Origin of the sequence: Nocardiopsis suaedae, assembly GCF_027706745.1 — a bacterium.
GTDB lineage: Bacteria > Actinomycetota > Actinomycetes > Streptosporangiales > Streptosporangiaceae > Nocardiopsis_A > Nocardiopsis_A suaedae.
The window spans coordinates 1-16,400 of sequence record NZ_JAQFWP010000103.1; the positions used below are offsets into that span (position 1 = coordinate 1).

21 protein-coding genes are annotated in these 16,400 nt (G+C 75.1%); 8 read left to right on the top strand and 13 right to left on the bottom strand.

The window, feature by feature from the left end:
* The 3 genes from O4U47_RS29905 to O4U47_RS29915 form a co-directional block, all read right to left on the bottom strand.
* Window positions 1–781: ATP-grasp domain-containing protein (locus O4U47_RS29905; RefSeq protein ID WP_270681347.1), on the bottom strand; the 781-nt coding region annotated here is incomplete at its 3' end.
* 266 nt (window positions 782–1,047) lie between these two features.
* Window positions 1,048–1,857 (bottom strand): sulfite exporter TauE/SafE family protein, encoded by an 810-nt coding sequence (locus O4U47_RS29910; protein WP_408639052.1) that lies wholly within the window; start codon window positions 1,855–1,857, stop codon window positions 1,048–1,050.
* A gap of 66 nt (window positions 1,858–1,923) precedes the next feature.
* Complete coding sequence (locus tag O4U47_RS29915; RefSeq protein WP_270681348.1) at window positions 1,924–2,340, bottom strand: cobalamin B12-binding domain-containing protein; 417 nt, start codon at window positions 2,338–2,340, stop codon at window positions 1,924–1,926.
* A gap of 93 nt (window positions 2,341–2,433) precedes the next feature.
* On the opposite strand from O4U47_RS29915, the gene O4U47_RS29920 reads away from it, so the two are divergent.
* From O4U47_RS29920 to O4U47_RS29935, 4 genes are all read left to right on the top strand, one after another.
* Window positions 2,434–2,718 carry a hypothetical protein gene (locus tag O4U47_RS29920; RefSeq protein ID WP_270681349.1) on the top strand — a complete coding sequence of 95 codons (285 nt, stop codon included), beginning with the start codon at window positions 2,434–2,436 and terminating at the stop codon, window positions 2,716–2,718.
* An 84-nt stretch (window positions 2,719–2,802) separates the two neighbouring features.
* Window positions 2,803–4,296 carry an AlkA N-terminal domain-containing protein gene (locus O4U47_RS29925; protein WP_270681367.1) on the top strand — a complete coding sequence of 498 codons (1,494 nt, stop codon included), beginning with the start codon at window positions 2,803–2,805 and terminating at the stop codon, window positions 4,294–4,296.
* A 1-nt stretch (window position 4,297) separates the two neighbouring features.
* The gene (locus tag O4U47_RS29930; protein ID WP_270681350.1) at window positions 4,298–4,846 is read left to right on the top strand and encodes a methylated-DNA--[protein]-cysteine S-methyltransferase; all 549 of its coding nucleotides are present in this window, start codon (window positions 4,298–4,300) and stop codon (window positions 4,844–4,846) included.
* A gap of 127 nt (window positions 4,847–4,973) precedes the next feature.
* The gene (locus tag O4U47_RS29935; protein ID WP_270681351.1) at window positions 4,974–6,044 is read left to right on the top strand and encodes an MFS transporter; all 1,071 of its coding nucleotides are present in this window, start codon (window positions 4,974–4,976) and stop codon (window positions 6,042–6,044) included.
* Window positions 6,045–6,072: 28 nt separating this feature from the next.
* Here the strand turns inward: O4U47_RS29935 and O4U47_RS29940 are convergent, their stop codons facing one another.
* Complete coding sequence (locus O4U47_RS29940) at window positions 6,073–6,915, bottom strand: helix-turn-helix transcriptional regulator (protein WP_270681352.1); 843 nt, start codon at window positions 6,913–6,915, stop codon at window positions 6,073–6,075.
* An 87-nt stretch (window positions 6,916–7,002) separates the two neighbouring features.
* Between O4U47_RS29940 and O4U47_RS29945 the strand changes: the two genes are divergently transcribed.
* Complete coding sequence (locus O4U47_RS29945; protein WP_270681353.1) at window positions 7,003–7,782, top strand: SDR family NAD(P)-dependent oxidoreductase; 780 nt, start codon at window positions 7,003–7,005, stop codon at window positions 7,780–7,782.
* On the opposite strand, the gene O4U47_RS29950 is transcribed toward O4U47_RS29945, so the two are convergent.
* Genes O4U47_RS29950 through O4U47_RS29960 form a run of 3 tightly spaced genes read right to left on the bottom strand, consistent with a single transcriptional unit; the run spans window position 7,779 to window position 9,816 of the window.
* Entirely contained in the window at window positions 7,779–8,234 is a 456-nt protein-coding gene (locus O4U47_RS29950) for a MarR family winged helix-turn-helix transcriptional regulator (protein ID WP_270681354.1), read from the bottom strand. The genes O4U47_RS29945 and O4U47_RS29950 overlap by 4 nt on opposite strands.
* Entirely contained in the window at window positions 8,231–8,866 is a 636-nt protein-coding gene (locus O4U47_RS29955) for an alpha/beta hydrolase (RefSeq protein WP_270681355.1), read from the bottom strand. Before O4U47_RS29955 ends, O4U47_RS29950 begins: the two co-directional genes overlap by 4 nt.
* A complete protein-coding gene (locus O4U47_RS29960) occupies window positions 8,863–9,816 on the bottom strand; it encodes a VOC family protein (RefSeq protein ID WP_270681356.1) in 954 nt (317 codons plus the stop codon). The genes O4U47_RS29955 and O4U47_RS29960 overlap by 4 nt, the downstream gene beginning before the upstream one ends.
* 107 nt (window positions 9,817–9,923) lie before the next feature.
* On the opposite strand from O4U47_RS29960, the gene O4U47_RS29965 reads away from it, so the two are divergent.
* From O4U47_RS29965 to O4U47_RS29975, 3 genes are read left to right on the top strand one after another with little or no spacing between them, the layout of a single operon-like run.
* Complete coding sequence (locus tag O4U47_RS29965; protein ID WP_270681357.1) at window positions 9,924–10,346, top strand: hypothetical protein; 423 nt, start codon at window positions 9,924–9,926, stop codon at window positions 10,344–10,346.
* A 40-nt stretch (window positions 10,347–10,386) separates the two neighbouring features.
* Window positions 10,387–10,956 (top strand): helix-turn-helix domain-containing protein, encoded by a 570-nt coding sequence (locus O4U47_RS29970; protein ID WP_270681358.1) that lies wholly within the window; start codon window positions 10,387–10,389, stop codon window positions 10,954–10,956.
* The gene (locus O4U47_RS29975) at window positions 10,953–11,504 is read left to right on the top strand and encodes a GNAT family N-acetyltransferase (RefSeq protein WP_270681359.1); all 552 of its coding nucleotides are present in this window, start codon (window positions 10,953–10,955) and stop codon (window positions 11,502–11,504) included. The genes O4U47_RS29970 and O4U47_RS29975 overlap by 4 nt, the downstream gene beginning before the upstream one ends.
* On the opposite strand, the gene O4U47_RS29980 is transcribed toward O4U47_RS29975, so the two are convergent.
* The 6 genes from O4U47_RS29980 to O4U47_RS30005 all read right to left on the bottom strand — a co-directional run.
* Complete coding sequence (locus O4U47_RS29980) at window positions 11,483–11,863, bottom strand: VOC family protein (protein WP_270681360.1); 381 nt, start codon at window positions 11,861–11,863, stop codon at window positions 11,483–11,485. The two genes, O4U47_RS29975 and O4U47_RS29980, sit on opposite strands and share 22 nt — an antisense overlap.
* 29 nt (window positions 11,864–11,892) lie before the next feature.
* Window positions 11,893–12,735, bottom strand: a complete 843-nt coding sequence (locus O4U47_RS29985; protein WP_270681361.1) for an SDR family oxidoreductase — start codon at window positions 12,733–12,735, stop codon at window positions 11,893–11,895.
* Window positions 12,736–12,778: 43 nt separating this feature from the next.
* Window positions 12,779–13,432: a response regulator gene (locus O4U47_RS29990; RefSeq protein WP_270681362.1), complete on the bottom strand. Its 654-nt coding sequence runs from the start codon at window positions 13,430–13,432 to the stop codon at window positions 12,779–12,781.
* A complete protein-coding gene (locus tag O4U47_RS29995) occupies window positions 13,429–14,412 on the bottom strand; it encodes a sensor histidine kinase (protein ID WP_270681363.1) in 984 nt (327 codons plus the stop codon). The genes O4U47_RS29990 and O4U47_RS29995 overlap by 4 nt, the downstream gene beginning before the upstream one ends.
* Window positions 14,409–15,884 (bottom strand): serine hydrolase domain-containing protein, encoded by a 1,476-nt coding sequence (locus tag O4U47_RS30000; protein ID WP_270681364.1) that lies wholly within the window; start codon window positions 15,882–15,884, stop codon window positions 14,409–14,411. The genes O4U47_RS29995 and O4U47_RS30000 overlap by 4 nt, the downstream gene beginning before the upstream one ends.
* 110 nt (window positions 15,885–15,994) lie before the next feature.
* A partial coding sequence (locus O4U47_RS30005) for an HNH endonuclease signature motif containing protein (protein WP_270681365.1) occupies window positions 15,995–16,400 on the bottom strand: 406 nt, incomplete at its 5' end.

Sequence of the window (16,400 nt, forward strand, 5' to 3'; positions counted from 1 at the left end):
CACCGTTGCCGATGATGCCGACCCGACCGTCGAGCTTGACGTAGTTCAGGCCCTTCTCCTTGGCCTTGACCTCGAGGGGGTCGCCCTCGGCGGCCGAGGCCAGGCTCTCCAGGTCCTGGCGGAACTCGGCGTTCTCGTCCAGGGTGACCTTGCCGTCGAGCGCCACGACGCGCCCGTCACCGGTCAGGATCATCGGGTTGACCTCGACCAGGGTGGCGTCCTTGGCGACGAAGACGTCCCAGAGCCTGGTGATCAGCTCGGCGGCGCCCTGGGCGGCCTTCTCCGGCAGCTTGCCCTGCCGGACGATCTCCGCGGCGACGTCGGCCGGGGCGCCCTGCAGGGCGTCGACGGCGACCTTGGCCACGGCGTCGGGGTCGGTCTCGGCGACCTCCTCGATCTCCACACCGCCCTCGGCGGAGCAGATCGACAGGAAGGTGCGGTTGGCCCGGTCCAGCAGGAAGGAGAAGTAGTACTCCTCCGCGATGTCGCTGGCCTCTTCGACCAGGACGCGGTGCACGGTGTGGCCCTTGATGTCCATGCCGAGGATCTGCTCGGCCTTGGCCCGGGCGTCCTCGGGCCCGTCGGCCACCTTCACGCCGCCGGCCTTGCCGCGGCCGCCGGTCTTGACCTGCGCCTTGACGACAACACGGGACGTGCCTGCCGCCGCGAACTCCTCGGCGATGGCACGCGCCTCATCGGCCGTGCTCGCCACCTTCCCCTGGGGTACCGGGACCCCGTGCTCCGCGAAGAGCGCCTTCGCCTGGTATTCGAACAGGTCCACGAGGGTCCGTCCTTGTTACTCGCTGGCTGCAGTGGTCTGCGGAGGCGTGTCACTCGCACCGGGCCGGCGGGAACCTTGGCCCGCTGGTCCGCGTTGTAAGTTCCTTTGATGATTCCATCCGCAACATGCGGAAGCTTAGTCCTCCCGGGGCTTGCGAGCTGCCACCGGGGGGCCGGTGACCAGTCAAAGCACCGTTTCGAGAGGAATCCCACCGGGCCACTGCCAGGGGATGCCGTGAGAATTCGTGTGACCCGTCACATCGCCCTTCACAGCACCCCGGAGAGCCACTCCCAGGCCAGCTTCGCCAGCAGCGCCGCCACCACCACGACCAGCACCGCGCGCACGAATCCGGCCCCGCGCCGCAGCGCCATGCGGGCGCCGATCTGCGCCCCGGCGACGTTGCACGCGGCCAGCGCCAGGCCCATCGCCCACAGGACGTCGCCGTTGGCCGCGAACACGGCCAGCGCCCCGACGTTGGTGGCGGTGTTGACGATCTTGGCCGACGCCGACGCGGAGACGAAGTCCATACCGGTGACCGCGGTGAACGCGATGATCAGGAAGGTGCCGGTGCCGGGCCCGATGAGCCCGTCGTAGAAGGCCACCCCCGCCCCGGCGATCAGCACGGCGGCGGCGATCCGGCGCGGGGTGGACCGCGCCGTGTCGGCCGAGGACCCCAGTGCGGGGCGCACGATGACGGTGACCAGCACCGCCGCGAGCACGAGCATGACGATGGGGCGCAGCGCGTCCGAGGAGATCGCCCCGGCCAGGGCGGCCCCGGCCCCGGCGCCCAGGAGCGCCAGCCCCGCGGCCGGCCACACCAGGCGGTGCCGCAGCCGCACCTTGCGGGCGTAGGCGGCCGCGGCCGAGGCGGTGCCGAACACGGCGGTCAGCTTGTTGGTGCCCAGCAGCGGGGCGACCGGCGCGCCGGGGAACGCCACCAGCAGGACGGGGAGCAGGAGCAGCCCGCCCCCGCCGACGACGGCGTCGACCCATCCGGCCGCCATGGCGGCGATGAGCAGCAGGGCGAGGATCTGCGGGGGGATGTCGGAGAGCGCGGGCAGGGCATCGGAGAGCACGAGCCCACAAGTGTAGAGACGTGAGCGGCGCCACTCCCGCCCCGCCCCCGGGCCGCGCCCCGGCCCCTACCCGGCGGCGTGCAGCGCGTGGATGTTGCCGCGCACCCAGTCGCCGATCTCGGCGGTGGTGGCGCCCGGCGTGAAGATCTTGGCGACGCCCAGGCGCTCCAGCTCGGGGATGTCCGCTTCGGGGATGATGCCGCCGCCGAACACCTTGACGTCGGTGGCGCCGTTCTCCTCCAGCAGCTCCACGACCCGCGCGAAGATGGTCATGTGCGCACCGGAGAGCACCGACAGGCCGATGGCGTCCGCGTCCTCCTGCAGGGCGGCGCTGACGATCATCTCCGGGGTCTGCCGCAGGCCGGTGTAGATCACCTCGACCCCGGCGTCGCGCAGGGCGCGGGCGACGACCTTCACCCCCCGGTCGTGGCCGTCGAGCCCCGGTTTGGCGATGACGACCCGAACCGCCGATGACGCACCCATGCCACGTACCTCCTGCGATCTCCGGCACCGTGGGTGCAGCGTAACGCAGGTCACTCGCAATTGAACGCACCGGGGCGCGGGTATCTGTCCGGTATGGGCGACGACCTCGACCGCCTGGAGCGGCTCAGCACCGACGAGCTCCGCGAGCGCGCGTTCGCGCTCGCCAAGCACCGGTGGGACGTGCAGTTCTTCTGGCGGCTGCTGCGCAGCATCCCCGCCGCGGAGGCGGCGGCGGGCCACCTGGAGGCGAGCGAGGCGGGCATCGCGACGGCGTCGGCGCGGGTCAGCGAGGCCCTGTCGGCGGAGGGCGACCCGGAGGTGCAGGAGGCGCTGCGGCCGCTGTACATCGCCTACCTGAGCGAGCACGGCGACGGCTGACCGGCCCCCTCCACGTCCATGTCCGAAATCCGCCGGTCCCGCCCCGCCCGCCGGGCGCACAATGGGGACGTGACCATCGCGGACATGGACGACGAGCAGCTCTACCGTGCCGTCCGGGGCAAGGACGCCCGGTTCGACGGCGTGTTCTACCTGGCCGTGACCAGCACCGGGATCTACTGCCGTCCCAGCTGCCCGGCCACCGTCCCCAAGCGGGCCAACGTCCGCTTCTACCGCTCGGCCGCCGCCGCCCAGGGCGCCGGGTTCCGCGCCTGCAAGAGGTGCCGCCCCGACGCCTCCCCCGGGTCGCCGGAGTGGAACGCGCGCGCCGACGCCGTGGGCCGCGCCATGCGGCTCATCGCCGACGGCGAGGTCGACCGCGGCGGCGTGCCCGCCCTGGCCGCGGCCGTCGGCTACAGCGAGCGGCAGCTCAACCGGATGCTCACCGACGAGCTGGGGGCGGGGCCGCTGGCGCTGGCCCGGGCGCGCAGGGCCCAGACCGCGCGGGTGCTCATCGAGACCACGGCGATGCCGGTCTCCGACGTCGCGTTCGCCGCCGGGTTCGCCAGCATCCGGCAGTTCAACGCGACCGTGCGGGAGGTCTTCGACCGCACGCCCGGACAGATGCGGGAGCGCTCGCCGCACCGGGCCGAGGCGCCCGCCGACGGGGCGCGGCTGCGCCTGCCGCTGCGCGCCCCCATCGCCCACGCGCACATGCGCGCCTTCCTCGGGGCGCGGGCCGTCCCCGGGGTGGAGGAGGTGCGCGGCGGCCGGTACCGCCGGGTCCTCGACCTGCCGCACGGCACCGGCATCGCCGAGGTCGACCTGGCGCCGGGCACCGCGTCGGGCCCACCCCACCTGCCCTGCCGGCTGCACCTGGCGGACCTGCGCGACCTGGGCACCGCCGTGGAGCGGCTGCGGCGCCTGCTCGACCTGGACACCGACCCGGGCGCGGTGGCCGAGGTGCTGGGCGCCGACCCGGTGCTGGCGCCCGCGGTGCGGGCGCTGCCCGGCCTGCGCGCGCCCGGCGCCGCCGACCCGGACGAGTACGCGGTGCGGGCGGTGGTGGGCCAGCAGGTGTCGGTGGCGGCCGCGCGCACCGCCGCCGGGCGGATCGCCGAACGGTACGGCAAGCCGTTGGCGGCACCGTCCGGGGAGCTGGTACGGGCGTTCCCGCGGCCCGAGGCGCTGGCCGCCGCTGACCCGGCCGACCTGCCGATGCCGCGCTCGCGGGGGCGGGCGCTGGTCGGCCTGTGCGAGGCGCTGGCGTCCGGCGCCATCGACCTGGGCCCCGGCGCCGACCGCGAGGAGGCGGCGGAGCGGCTTCTCGCGGTCCGGGGGATCGGGCCGTGGACCGCCGACTACATCCGGATGCGGGCCCTCGGGGACCCCGACGTGTTCCTGGCCGGGGATCTGGGGGTGCGCAAGGCGCTGCAGCGCCTGGGCGGCACGTCCGGCGGCGTTCCCGGCGGTATTCCCGGCGGTATTCCCGGCGGTGGCGCGGTCCGCGCGTGGAGCCCGTACCGTTCCTATGCCACGCACTACCTGTGGGCCTGGGACAGCCGCGAGAGCGAGGAGTGACATGGAGCCCCTGCCTTTCGACCTGCCCCCCGCGGGCCCGCAGTGGCGGACGCCCGCCGACCTGCGCGAGCCGGGGCCCGGCCCGCTCCTCTACACGGTGGCGGGGTCGCCGCTCGGCGACCTCCTGCTGCTGGGCGACGGCGAGGCCCTGACCGGGGTCCACATGTCCCCCGCCGCGGTCCCGGAGGGCGCCGAGCGCGCGCCGGACGCCTTCGGCACGGCGGTCAAGGAGCTGGAGGCCTACTTCGCCGGGGACCTGAAGGAGTTCTCGGTTCCGCTGGCGGCGAGGGGCACCCCGTTCCAGCGCAGGGTGTGGCGGCAGCTCACGGCCATCCCCTACGGGGCGACGGTGAGCTACGGGGACATCGCCGGGGCCCTGGAGGCGCCCGGGGCGTCGCGCGCCGTGGGCACGGCGAACAACCGGAACCCGCTGTCGATCGTGGTCCCGTGCCACAGGGTGATCGGAGCCGACGGCTCGATGGTCGGGTACGGTGGGGGCGTCGAGCGCAAGGAGCACCTGCTCCGCCTCGAAGGCATCCGGCTGCGATAGCCGTTCTCCGTCCGGACCACCGGATTCCCCGCGCTGAGCGCGTTCCCTTCTCGATCCCCCTCTTCTCAATCCCTGCCTCGGCCTGGCCCTGCCATGCCCGCATCCGCCGAGAACGGGGACCCTCCTCATGCACCGGACGCACCACCGGCCCGCCGTCTGGGCCTTCGGCCTGGGCGCGTTCAGCGTCCAGTTCGACTCCTTCGCCCTCAACCTCGCCCTGCCGTCCATCGGCGCCGACCTCGGGGTGGCCGCCGACCGGCTGCCCGCCGCCGTCGCCGCCTACCTGCTCGCCTGCGGGGCCGCCATGGTGCCCGGCGGGAGCGCCGGGGACCGGGTCGGCCACCGCAGGGTGCTCCTCGCCGGGCTCGCGGCCTTCGCCGCAGGATCGGCACTGTGCGCATCGGCCCCGACGCCCGCGGCCCTCATCGCCTTCCGCGCCCTCCAGGGGATCGGCGGCGGCCTGGTGATGCCCGCCGGGCTGGCGCTGGTCGCCCGGACGGCGCCCGGCGGGCGGGCCGCCCGCGCCACGGGCCGCGCACTGGGGGCGGCCGGGCTGGCCACCGCTGTCGGCCCCGTCGCGGGCGGCGCGCTGACCTCCCTGGCCGGGTGGCCCTGGGTGTTCTGGGCGGTGGTGCCCCTGACCGCCGCCGCTGCCGGAGCCGCCCTCACGGTGCGGGAGCCGTCCCCGCCACCGCGCCGAACACCGGGACGCGCACCGGGACGCGCACCGGGCGCCCGGCCGATCCGGGTGCTGCGCGCCGTCGCCCCGGCGGCCGCGCTCGGGGCGGCCGCCAACGCCGCGACCGTGGTGTGGCTCTTCGCGGGGCCGCTCGCCCTGCAGCGGACGTGGGGGCTGGAGGCGGCGGCCGCCGGGATCGTCTTCGCCGCCCCCTCGCTCGCCGTCGCGGCGGGCGGCCCGCTCGCGGGCCGGGCGGCGGCACGGCCGGTCCCCGTGCTCATCGGCCTCATCGTCACGGGGACGGGCCTGCTCGCCCCGCTCGGCGCCCTCCCGTCGGTCCCGCTGGTCGCGGCGGCCCTGACCGCGTGCGGGCTGGCCCTGGGCACCGCCAACGCCCTGGCCCTGGTCGCGGTCCAGGACTCCGCCCCGCCGGACGCGGCCGGGCTGGCCTCCGGATTCGCCAAGACCGCCGTCACCGCCGCCGGGGGCCTGGCCATGGCGGTGCCGGTGTTGTTCTGAGGCGGTGCTGTTCTGAGGCGGTGCTGTTCTAGACGCCCTCGGACGCCATGCGCTGGGTGCCCACCACCGACAGCAGGCGCAGCGCCTCCTCCGCGGGCGTCCCCGGCTCGGCCGTGTAGATCACCACCTGCTGGTCCCGGTCGGCGATGTCGAGGACGTCGCACACCACCGTCACCGGCCCCACCACCGGGTGCCGCAGCGTCTTGCACAGCGCCGGCCGGGCGCACACGTCGTGCGAATCCCACAGCTCGGCGAACTCGGCGCTGCCCTCCAGCAGCTCCCGCACCAGCCCCGCCACCTCCGGGTCGTCCGGGTAGCGCGCGGCGGCCGCGCGCAGCCGCCGCGCCGCCGAGCCCGCGAACCCGTCGGCCCCCGTGCTGAACAGCTCCCGCCCCGACCCGAGGAAGTACCGGCGCAGCAGGTTGCGGCCGCGCGGCGGCACCGCCGAGAAGTCCTCCAGCAGCGCGGCCGCCAGCGCGTTCCAGGCGATCACCTCATAGGTCGCCGACAGCACCATCGCCGCCGCGTTCGGCAGCCGCTCCAGCAGCGCCAGGATGCTCGGCCGCACCTCGCGGGAGGGACCGGACGGCGGCCCCGGCGGAGAGCCCGCCAAGTGGTGCATGTGTTCGCGCTCGGCGTCCGACAACCGCAGCGCGCGGGCCACCCCCGCCAGCACCTCGCGCGAAGGGCGCGGGGCGCGCGCCTGCTCCAGCCGCGTGTAGTACTCCGTCGAGATGAACGCGAGCCGCGCCACCTCCTCCCGCCGCAGGCCCGGGGTCCGGCGGCGCCGCCCCGCGGGCAGCCCCACCTCCTCCGGGGAGATCCGCTCGCGGCGGCTGCGCAGGAAGGAGCCCAGTTCTCGTCTGTCCACCGCTCCAGTGTGCTCCCCGCCGCCCCGCTCTGCCAGGTACCGCCCGTGCCTGGCTGAGCACCCGCACCCCGGGGCACAGTCGGCGCCATGGACACGACCACGAAGACCACCGGACTCCTCGACGGCAAGGCCCTGCTGATCGTCGGGGCCAGCCGCGGCATCGGGGCGGCGGCGGCCCGCCTGTTCGCCCGGGAGGGCGCCCGCGTGCTGCTCGCCGCCCGCAGCGGGGAGCGGCTCGCCGAGATCACCGCCGGCATCCGCGCCGAGGGCGGAACCGCCGAGTACGCGCTGTGCGACCTGGACGACGCCGGCTCCGTACGCGCCGCCGCGGACCGCACCGCCGACCTGTTCGGACGGCTCGACGGCGCCTTCAACAACGGCGCGGCGGGCCAGCGGCCCGGCCCCGTGGACACCACCGGCGACGACGTGCTCGACCACGTCTACCGGGTGAACCTCCGCGGCCCCTGGCGGGCGGTGTCCGCCGAGGCCGCCGCGATCCGCGCCACCGCCGGGACCGGATCCATCGTGAACACCTCCAGTGTCGGGTCGCTGATGGCCAACCCGGAGCTCCCCGCCTACGGGGCGATGAAGCGCGCGCTCAACAGCCTCACCGAGTCGGCCGCCCGCACCTACGGGCCCGAGGGCATCCGGGTCAACGCGATCGCGCCGGGCACCACGCTGACCGAGATGCTGCAGGGCTGGGAGGCCGAGTCGCCCGGAGTGATCGACGCCCTCAACGGGCGCACCCCCCTCGGCCGCGCCGCCGACCCGTCCGAGGTCGCCGAGGCAGCGGCGTGGATGCTCAGCGACCGCGCGTCCTACGTCACCGGAACGGTCCTGCGGGTCGACGGCGGGATGCTCGCCTAAGGCCGCTCCAACGCCCCCATGACCTCCCCCAGCACCTGCACCTGGTCGGGCGTGAGCCGGTCGAACACGCGCTCGCGCACCTTGGCCACATGGCCCCGGGCGGCGGCCGCCAGGGCGGCGCCGCCCTCGGCCGTCAGGACCGCCCAGTACCCCCGGCGGTCGTCCGCGCACGGCTCTCGGCGCACGTACCCCATCCGCTCCAGGCGGGTGATCTGGTGGGTCAGGCGGCTCTTGGAGACGATGACGCTGTCGGCCAGGTGCCGCATCCGCATGCGCTCGCCGTCGGCCTCCGACAGGGACACGAGGATGCCGTACTCGACCAGGCTCAGCCCGCTCTCGCGCTGCAGGTCCCGGTCGAGCTCGGACTCGATCCGCGACTGCGCCCGCAGCAGGCTCCGCCACACGCTCTGCTCGTGCCCGCTCAGCCACTCCACCGTGTCCATGCCGGTCATCGTAGCCCGGCCAGCCATTCCCGAGCCGCCCCCGCCACCGCCGGAGGGAGGGTGTGGCCGCCCGGGTGCTCGCGCATCTCGACCTCGGCGCCGCGGTCGCGGAGCTGGTCGGCCAGCAGCCGCGCCTGGCCGACCGGCGTGACGGGGTCGGCGGTGCCCGCCCCCATGAACACGTCGGTCCCCGACAGGTCGGCCGTCCCCGGGTCGCGCCCCTGCAGCGGGGCCGCCGAGGCGAACAGCGCCGCGGCCCGGAGCAGCCCCGGGTGCAGGAGCAGCAGGGCGGCGGCGATGTTGGCGCCGTTGGAGAACCCGGCCGCCACGATGCGCCGGGGGTCCAGCCCGTAGGCCACCGTGGCCCGCTGGACGAACCCGGCCAGCTCGGCGGCGCGCTCCACCACGTCGTCGACGTCGAACACGCCCTCGCGCAGCCGCCGGAACCAGCGGGCGGCGCCGTTCTCGTCCACCGTGCCCCGGGGCGACAGGAGCGCGGCCCCGGGGTGCAGGGCCCGTCCCAGCCCGAGCAGGTCGTTCTCGTCGGCGCCGGTGCCGTGCAGGAGCAGCAGGACCGGCGCCCCGGGCCGCCCCGGCTCCAGCACGTGGACCAGCCCCGGGTCCTCCGTCCCCGTGTTCACTGCGCCTCCACCACCAGCTCGGGAAGGTGCCGCTCGATCTCCTCGCGGCGCGGCTCCAGCCACGGCGGCAGCCGCAGGTCCCGGCCGAGCCGCAGCAGCGGCTCGTCGTAGTCGAACCCGGGGCCGTCGGTGGCGATCTCCAGCAGCACGCCGCCGGGCTCGCGGAAGTAGACGGAGGTGAAGTAGGAGCGGTCGCGCACCTCGGTGACGTCGACGCCGCCGTCGGCCAGCGCCCCGCGCCAGGCCTCCTGGGTGGGGCCGTCCGGGGCGCGGTAGGCGACGTGGTGCACGGTCCCGGCGGCGACGAGCCCCTGCTCGGCCCCGGGGGCGGCGAGCACGTCGACGATGGTGCCCACGCCCTCGGTGCTCGGGCCGGTCCGGAACCGGTACCGGGGGCCGTCCTCGGCGACCGGGGCGAACCCCAGCGTGCCGCCGAGCATGGCGGCGGTGCCGTCGGGGTCGTGCTCGGTGAGGGTGACCGACCGGATGCCGCGGATGGCGTGCTCGGCGGGGACCGCCCCGCCGTCCCAGGGGTCGGTGTCGTGGGTGTCGGCGCTCGCGACCAGCTCGACGACCAGGCCGTCGGGGTCGCGCAGGGACAGCACGTCCTCCTCGATGCGCTCGGTGGGCCGCTCGGCCCGCACGCCGAGCGCGGCCAGGTGCTCCGACCACCAGCCCAGCGACCCCTCGGGCACCGCGAAGGAGGTGGTGGTGGCCTGCCCGGCGCCGAGGCGGCCCTTGGGGGCGCCCGGCCAGGGGAAGAACGTCATCACGGTGCCGGGGTTGCCCGCACGGTCGCCGTAGTACAGGTGGTAGGTCTCGGGCGCGTCGAAGTTGACCGTCCGCTTGACCAGCCGCATGCCCAGCGCGTTCAGGTAGAAGTCGGCGTTGGCCTGCGGGTCGCTCGCGATGGCGGTGACGTGGTGGATGCCGCTCGGTCTCACGTCCATGGGGCCTCCTCGGGCGGATGGGTGCACCCGGAAGAACAGTTCAAGATTCAACTACATTCCCGCCGAATCGCGCCACCTGCACATGCATCGGCACTACCCTGTGCCGCATGGCGCACCGTCACCCGAGCAAGCTCAACGCCGAGCACGTCGCCCACCCCTCGGCACGGCGCCTGCTCAAGGCCGAACTGGCCAACTGCGCCGACTGCCGCACCCGCTCCGAGGAGGAGGCGCTGGCCGCCCCCGACGTGCTCGCCTCGCTCCTGCACGGGTTCGCCCTCAAACGCGCGGCGCAGTGGCGCGACCGGCACTCCCGCTACCCCTCCTCCCTGCACGACCTCGCCCCGCCGACGGAGGTGCGCTTCCTGACCTCCCCTACCCGGGAGATCGCCCTGCTGTGCATCATCGGCTCGCGCTCGGGCGACCGGGTGGACACCGCGGCGGCCCTCGACGAGCTGGAGGCGATGACCGGGGCCGAGCGCGCCCTGGTCCTGGGAGACCTCATCGACGGCCTCCTGGAGGACGAGGGCTGACCCCTTCCCCTCCTCTCGGATTCGGGATATCTTCCCGGATATGGGAGACGCCCGCGATGACACCACCGCCCGCCTCGCCCGGCGGCTCGCCGCGCTCCGCGCCGAACACGGCCGGTCCCTGGACGCCCTGGCCCGCACCACCGGCATCAGCCGCTCCACGCTCTCCCGGATCGAGCGCGCCGAGATCAGCCCCACCGCCGCCATGCTCGGCGCCCTGAGCACCGCCTACGGCCGCACCGCCTCCCACCTGCTCGCCGAGGCCGAACCGGAGCCCCCGCGCCTCGTCCGCGCCGCCGACCAGGACCTCTGGAGGGACGAGGCCGCCGGTTTCGACCGGCGCACGGTCTCCCCGCCCCACCCCTGCCTGCGCGGCGAGATCGTCCGCGGAGAACTGCGCCCCGGCGCCGACATCGGCTACGCCGCCCCGCCCGTACCCGGCCTGGAACAGCACGTGTGGATCCTCTCCGGCGGCCTGCACCTGACCGCCGACGGCACCGAGCACCGGCTCCACGAAGGTGACTGCCTGCGCTTCCGCCTGTGGGGACCCACCCGGTTCCACTGCCCCGGCCCCGACCCGGTCCGCTACGCCGTCGTGATGGTCCGCCCGTGACCGCCGTCCCCCCGGCCCCCGTCGCCCTGAGCCCCGTCGCCCTGACCCCCGAGGCGTACGGCGCCGGCATCGGCGCCCTCGCCGACCTGCTCACCGCGACCGTCGCCGCGGGCGCCTCGCTCGGCTTCCTCGCCCCCCTCGACACCGCCCGGGCCGCCGCCTGGTGGCGCTCCCGCCGCCCCGCCGTCGACGACGGGAGCCTGCGGGTCTGGGCCGCCCCCGGGCCGGGCGGCCGGATCCTGGGAACGGCCGGACTCGCGTTCTCCCCCATGCCCAACGGCGCCCACCGGGCCGAGGTCGTCAAGGTCATGGTCCACCCCGACGCCCGCGGACGCGGCCTCGGCCGGACCCTGCTCCACGCGGCCGAGCAGGGCGCCGCGCGCGCCGGGGTGAGCCTGCTCGTCCTGGACACCGAGGTCGGCAGCGCCGCCGAGCGCCTGTACGGCGGCGCCGGGTGGACCCCCGCCGGCGTCATCCCCGACTTCGCCGCGGACCCGCACGGGGTGCTCCGGGGGACGCGGATCTACTACAAGCGGATCGGCGCCTGATCCCTCCGAGCCGCCTCAGCCGTCCGCTCCGACACGCAGAACTCGTTCCCCTCCGGGTCCCGCAGCACGGTCCACGCGAAGCCGGGGGCCGAGTGCTCCCCCACCACGGCCGCCCCCTTGCCCCGCAGGCGCTCCACCGCGGCGGCGCGGTCGGCGGCCATGAAGTCCACATGGGCGCGGTTCTTGCCCGCCCGCCCCTCCGGGACCCGCTGGAAGGCCAGCTCGATCGGGCGGGAGGCGACCACCGCGAACGCCTCCCCCGCCTCGGTGACCTCCGCGTCCAGGGCGGACGCCCACCACTCGGCGAGCCGCGGGGGCTCCTGGCAGTCGACGGTGACGGCGACGAATTCCATGCGCATGGGCCGACCCTAGTCGGCCCATGCGACGTTCAGGAGGTGAACGCCAGTGCGTGCTCGCCCACCCACTGGGCGAACGTCCGCGCGGGACGGCCGGTCACCTCCTGGACCGTCGGCCGGACGCTGTACCCGAACTCGGGCGGGTCGGTGCGCATGGCCAGGAAGAACGCGATGTCCTCGGCGGAGAACCCGGCGGCCCGCCACTCCTCCACGGCCTCCTCCCGGCTCTGCTCGACGAGCCGGACGTCCCGGTCCAGGACGTCGGCGACGATCCGCACCTGGTCCCGCACGGTCAGCGCCTCCGGCCCGGTGAGCGGGTACTCCCGGCCGCCGTGCCCGTCCGAGGCGAGCACGGCCGCGGCCACGTCGGCGATGTCGGCCTCGTGCACCAGGGCGCTGGGCACGTCCGCGAAGGCCGCCCGCACGGTGGACTCCGCGGCGACCGACGGCGCCCACTCGCGCTTGTTGGCCATGAACTCCACCGGCGCCAAGCGGGTCCAGGACAGGCCGGCGGCCTCCACCGCCCCCTCGACGGGGCCCGGCTCGACGTCGCCGCCCAGCACCGTGACCCGGCGGGCGCCGTTCCGCGCGCACAGGTCGGCGATCTGCGGCCCGGTGTCCAATGGGGCGAAGTCGTCGCCGCCGAAGGTGATCAGGTGCGCGGCGTCCACCCCGCGGAAGGCGGCGCCGAGGGTCGAGGGGTCGGTGAGGTCGCCGCCCACCACCGCGCACCCCTCGGGGAGCACCGCCCGCGCGGGGTCGCGGGTGAGCGCGCGGACGCGGTGCCCGTCGGCGAGGAGCCGACGCACCAGGGCGCGCCCGACGGTGCCGGTGGCGCCGGTGACCAGGACGGTCAGGGATTCGTGTGTCGTCATGCCCCGAACGCTAGGAACGATCGCGGACCTTTCGTGTCCGCGATCAACCGCGTGTGAGCCCCGCCTCATGGGCCAGGATCGCCGCACGCACCCGGTTGCCCACCTCCAGCTCCAGCAGGATCGCGCTCACGTGCGCCTTCACCGTCCCCTCCGACACGTGCAGCCGTCCCGCGATCTCCTGGTTGGTCAACCCCTCGCCCACCAGCGCCAGCACCTCGCGCTCCCGCGCCGTCAACCCGTCCAGGCGGTCCCGCGCCCGGCGCTCGCGCCCCATGCCGCCCTCCCGCAGCCGCGCGATCACCCCCTGGGCGATCCGCGGCGACAGGTACGCCGCGCCGTCGGCCACCGCCCGCACGCCCACGGTCAGCTCACGGGGGTCCGAGGCCTTCAGCAGGAACCCCGCCGCGCCCTCCTCCAGCGCCCGCGCGACGTACTCCTCCTCGTCGAAGGTGGTCAGCACCACGGTCCGCACCTCCGGGGCGGCCCGGCGCAGCTCGGCGGCGGCCTCCAGGCCGTCCATCCGCGGCATGCGGATGTCCAGCAGCACCACGTCCGGCCGGTGCGCCAGCACCGCCTCCACCGCCTCGCGCCCGTCGCCCGCCTCGGCCACGACCCCGATCCCCGGGTCGGTCTCCAGGATCGCCCGGACGCCGGCCCGGACCATCGACTCGTCGTCCGCGATCAGCACCCGGATCACCCGCGCCCCTCCTCCTCCGGCAGCGGAAGCCGGGCCTCGACCACGAACCGGTCCCCCTCCTCCTCCGCGCGCAGCGCGCCGCCGAGCAGCCTCACCCGCTCGGCCAGGCCCGCCAGCCCGGTCCCCGCCGGTCCCCTCGCGCCCACCGGAGCCCGGAGCCCGTTCACCACCACCACACCGACCCCGCCGTCCCGCACCGCGACCTCCACTTCGACCGGCGCCCCGGGGGCGTGCCGCGCCGCGTTCGTCAACGCCTCCTTCACGATGCGGCGGACGGCCCACTGCACCTCCGGGTCGGCCGTGAACGCCGCCGACGACAGCCGCACGTCCAGCCCCGCCTCCCGCGCGCGCTCCACGAGCGCCTCGACCTCCTCGTCGTACGGTGACGCCGGGGCGGCACCGCCCCGGAGCATCGCCACCGTCCCCCGCAAGCGGTCCGTCGCCTCCACAGCCTGGGCACGCAGCGCCGCCGCCGCGTCCCGGCCCCCGTCCGGCAGCCCCGGGGACAGCTCCAACGCCCCCGCCCTCAGCGCGATCAGCGCCAGGTCGTGCCCCAGGGAGTCGTGCATGTCCGAGGCGATGCGCGCGCGTTCGCGCAACCGCGCCTCCTCCTCCACCGACGCACGCTCCCGCTCCAACGCCTCGACCCTCTGCCGCTGGGCGACGACCAGCGCGGCCTGCTGCCCCCGGAACCGGCCGACGGTCCACGGCAGCGCCACGAAGACCAGCGTGCACAACAGCACGGTCGTCCCCTCGGAGAACTCGACCGCCGCCATGGCGACCAGCCCCGCCAGCGGACCGGCCGCCAGGACCCACGGCCCGTGCACCGACGGCAGCCGCCTCCCGTGCAGGTAGGCGGCCACCAGCACCAGCAGGAATATCGCCTGCCGCCACGCGGGCAGCTGCTCCGTCCCCAGCGCGTTGACCGTGCACACCGCCACGATCACCGCCAGGGCCGCGGCGTTCCCCGGTCTCCTCACGCGCGCTGCTCCCCGTGTTCCCGCACCAGACCGGCCACCCGTGCGACGATGACCGCCAGCCCCGCCAGCCCGGCCGCGAACACCGCGACGGTGAGCGGGATCGAGAAGTACGTCAGCTGCTCCCAGGTGACGTGGCGCCCGTTCGTCAGAAACGTGATCACCCCCCGGAAGCCCAGCATCAGCGCGACCGGGATGAGCAGCGGGACGCACCGCAGCGCGGCGGCCCACAGCGGGCGGGGCGTCCGCGCCTCCGCCCACCTCCGCGAACGCGCGACGCCGACCGCCCCCGACGCCGCCGCCAGCAGCGTGACCCCGCCCAGCACCCACTGGTACATGCCGTCCCCCTCGGGAAGAGCGGGCTCACGCCCCTCGCTGACCGCGATGAGCCCTTCCATGATCGTGTAGGTGTCGTCGGTGAGCAGGGCACTGTCCGCCATGACCGCGAACCCGTACCCGGTCTCCGGGACGACACCGTGCGCCGCGTACGAGGTGAACAGGTTCCCCGAGTGGGAGAGGAGCGTCCTGCCCCCCTCGGTCTCGTCCACCCCCCACCCGAGACCGTAGTCCTCCTTCTCGCCGGGCGTGCGCATCGCGTCGAGGCCGTCCTGGGAGACCGGCCCCTCCCCCGTCTGCGACACCAGCCAGCGCCCCATGTCGGACGCGGTGGACACCGCCCCGCCCGAGGCACTGTGGTCGAGGAAGCCGCCGATCTCCTCCCGCTCGATCCACACCCCGAACAGCTCGTTGCGCCCCTTCGGCGGATCGGACTCCGCGGCGCTGAGCGTCGTCTCCTCCATCCCCAGCGCCCCGAAGACCTCCTCCTTCATATAGGAGTCGTAGCTCCGCCCGGTGACGACCTCCACCAACCGGGCCGCGACGTTGTAGTTGACGTTGCAGTACGCCCACTCGGCACCGGGGTCGGTACTGAGCCCGTCGTCCTCCAGCCGGGACACGTAGTCCTCCAGGGACTGCGACTCCTCCAGGTCCGCGATGTCGATGTCGCGGTCCGACAGGCCCGAGGTCTGGTCGAGCAGCTGGCGCGGGGTGATCTCCTCGGCCCGCGGATCGGCCATGGAGAACTCGGGGAGCTGGTCGGCCACGGGGGCGTCCAGGTCGATCTCCCCCTGCTCGACCAGGTTCATCACCCCGTAGGCCGACATCGACTTGGTGACCGACGCCAGGCGCATCGGGGTGTGCTCGGTGACCGGCTCCCCGCGCGAATCCGTGCCGTACCCCTCCGCCAGCAGCACCTCGTCCCCATGGGTGACGGCGACTTCGAGCCCCGGCAGCCCACTGGACGCGAAGGCCTCCTCCGCGTACGCCGCGAAGTCCTCCGCGGACGGCTCCATGGACGGCTCCATGGACGGCTCCATGGAAGGCTCCGCGCCCGCCCTCGCCTCCGGAGCCCCGAGCACCACCGTCGCGGCGATCAGCCCCACGGCGGGCACCAGTCGTGTCAGCGTCTTGCGCACCAGATCTCCCCACACCGGCCTCATGGACACCCAAGACGCTACGAATCACCAGGTCAGCCGGGCATCCGCCGGCCTTCCAGACCCGCCCCCGACGAAAGTCGTACACGGCCCTACACCACCCGTGGCCAGGACCCGTCGTCATCGTCGGATTCCCCCCGGTCACCACCCCCGCGGGCCCGGAAGTGGGCCCGCACCCGGAGCATGTGCTTCTCCCGGTTGTGCCGCCCGCACAGGAGCTGGGCGTTGCCCACCGAGGTGGAACCGCCCTCCCACCACTCCGTCCGGTGATCCCCCTGGCACCACCGGGCCGGAACCCGGCACCCGCCCTCCCACTGGCAGGTGCCCGCCGCCGCGGCGAGGGCCTCGCGGATGCGCGCCGGGAAGGTGCGCCGGGCCCGCCCGATGTCCACCACGCCCCGCACCGGGTCGGTGACCACCCGCCGGAGAAGCGAATCGGCGGCGAAGGCCCGGGCGGCGGAGCCGGGAAGGACCCGGTCGCGGTCGCTGACCGCGGGC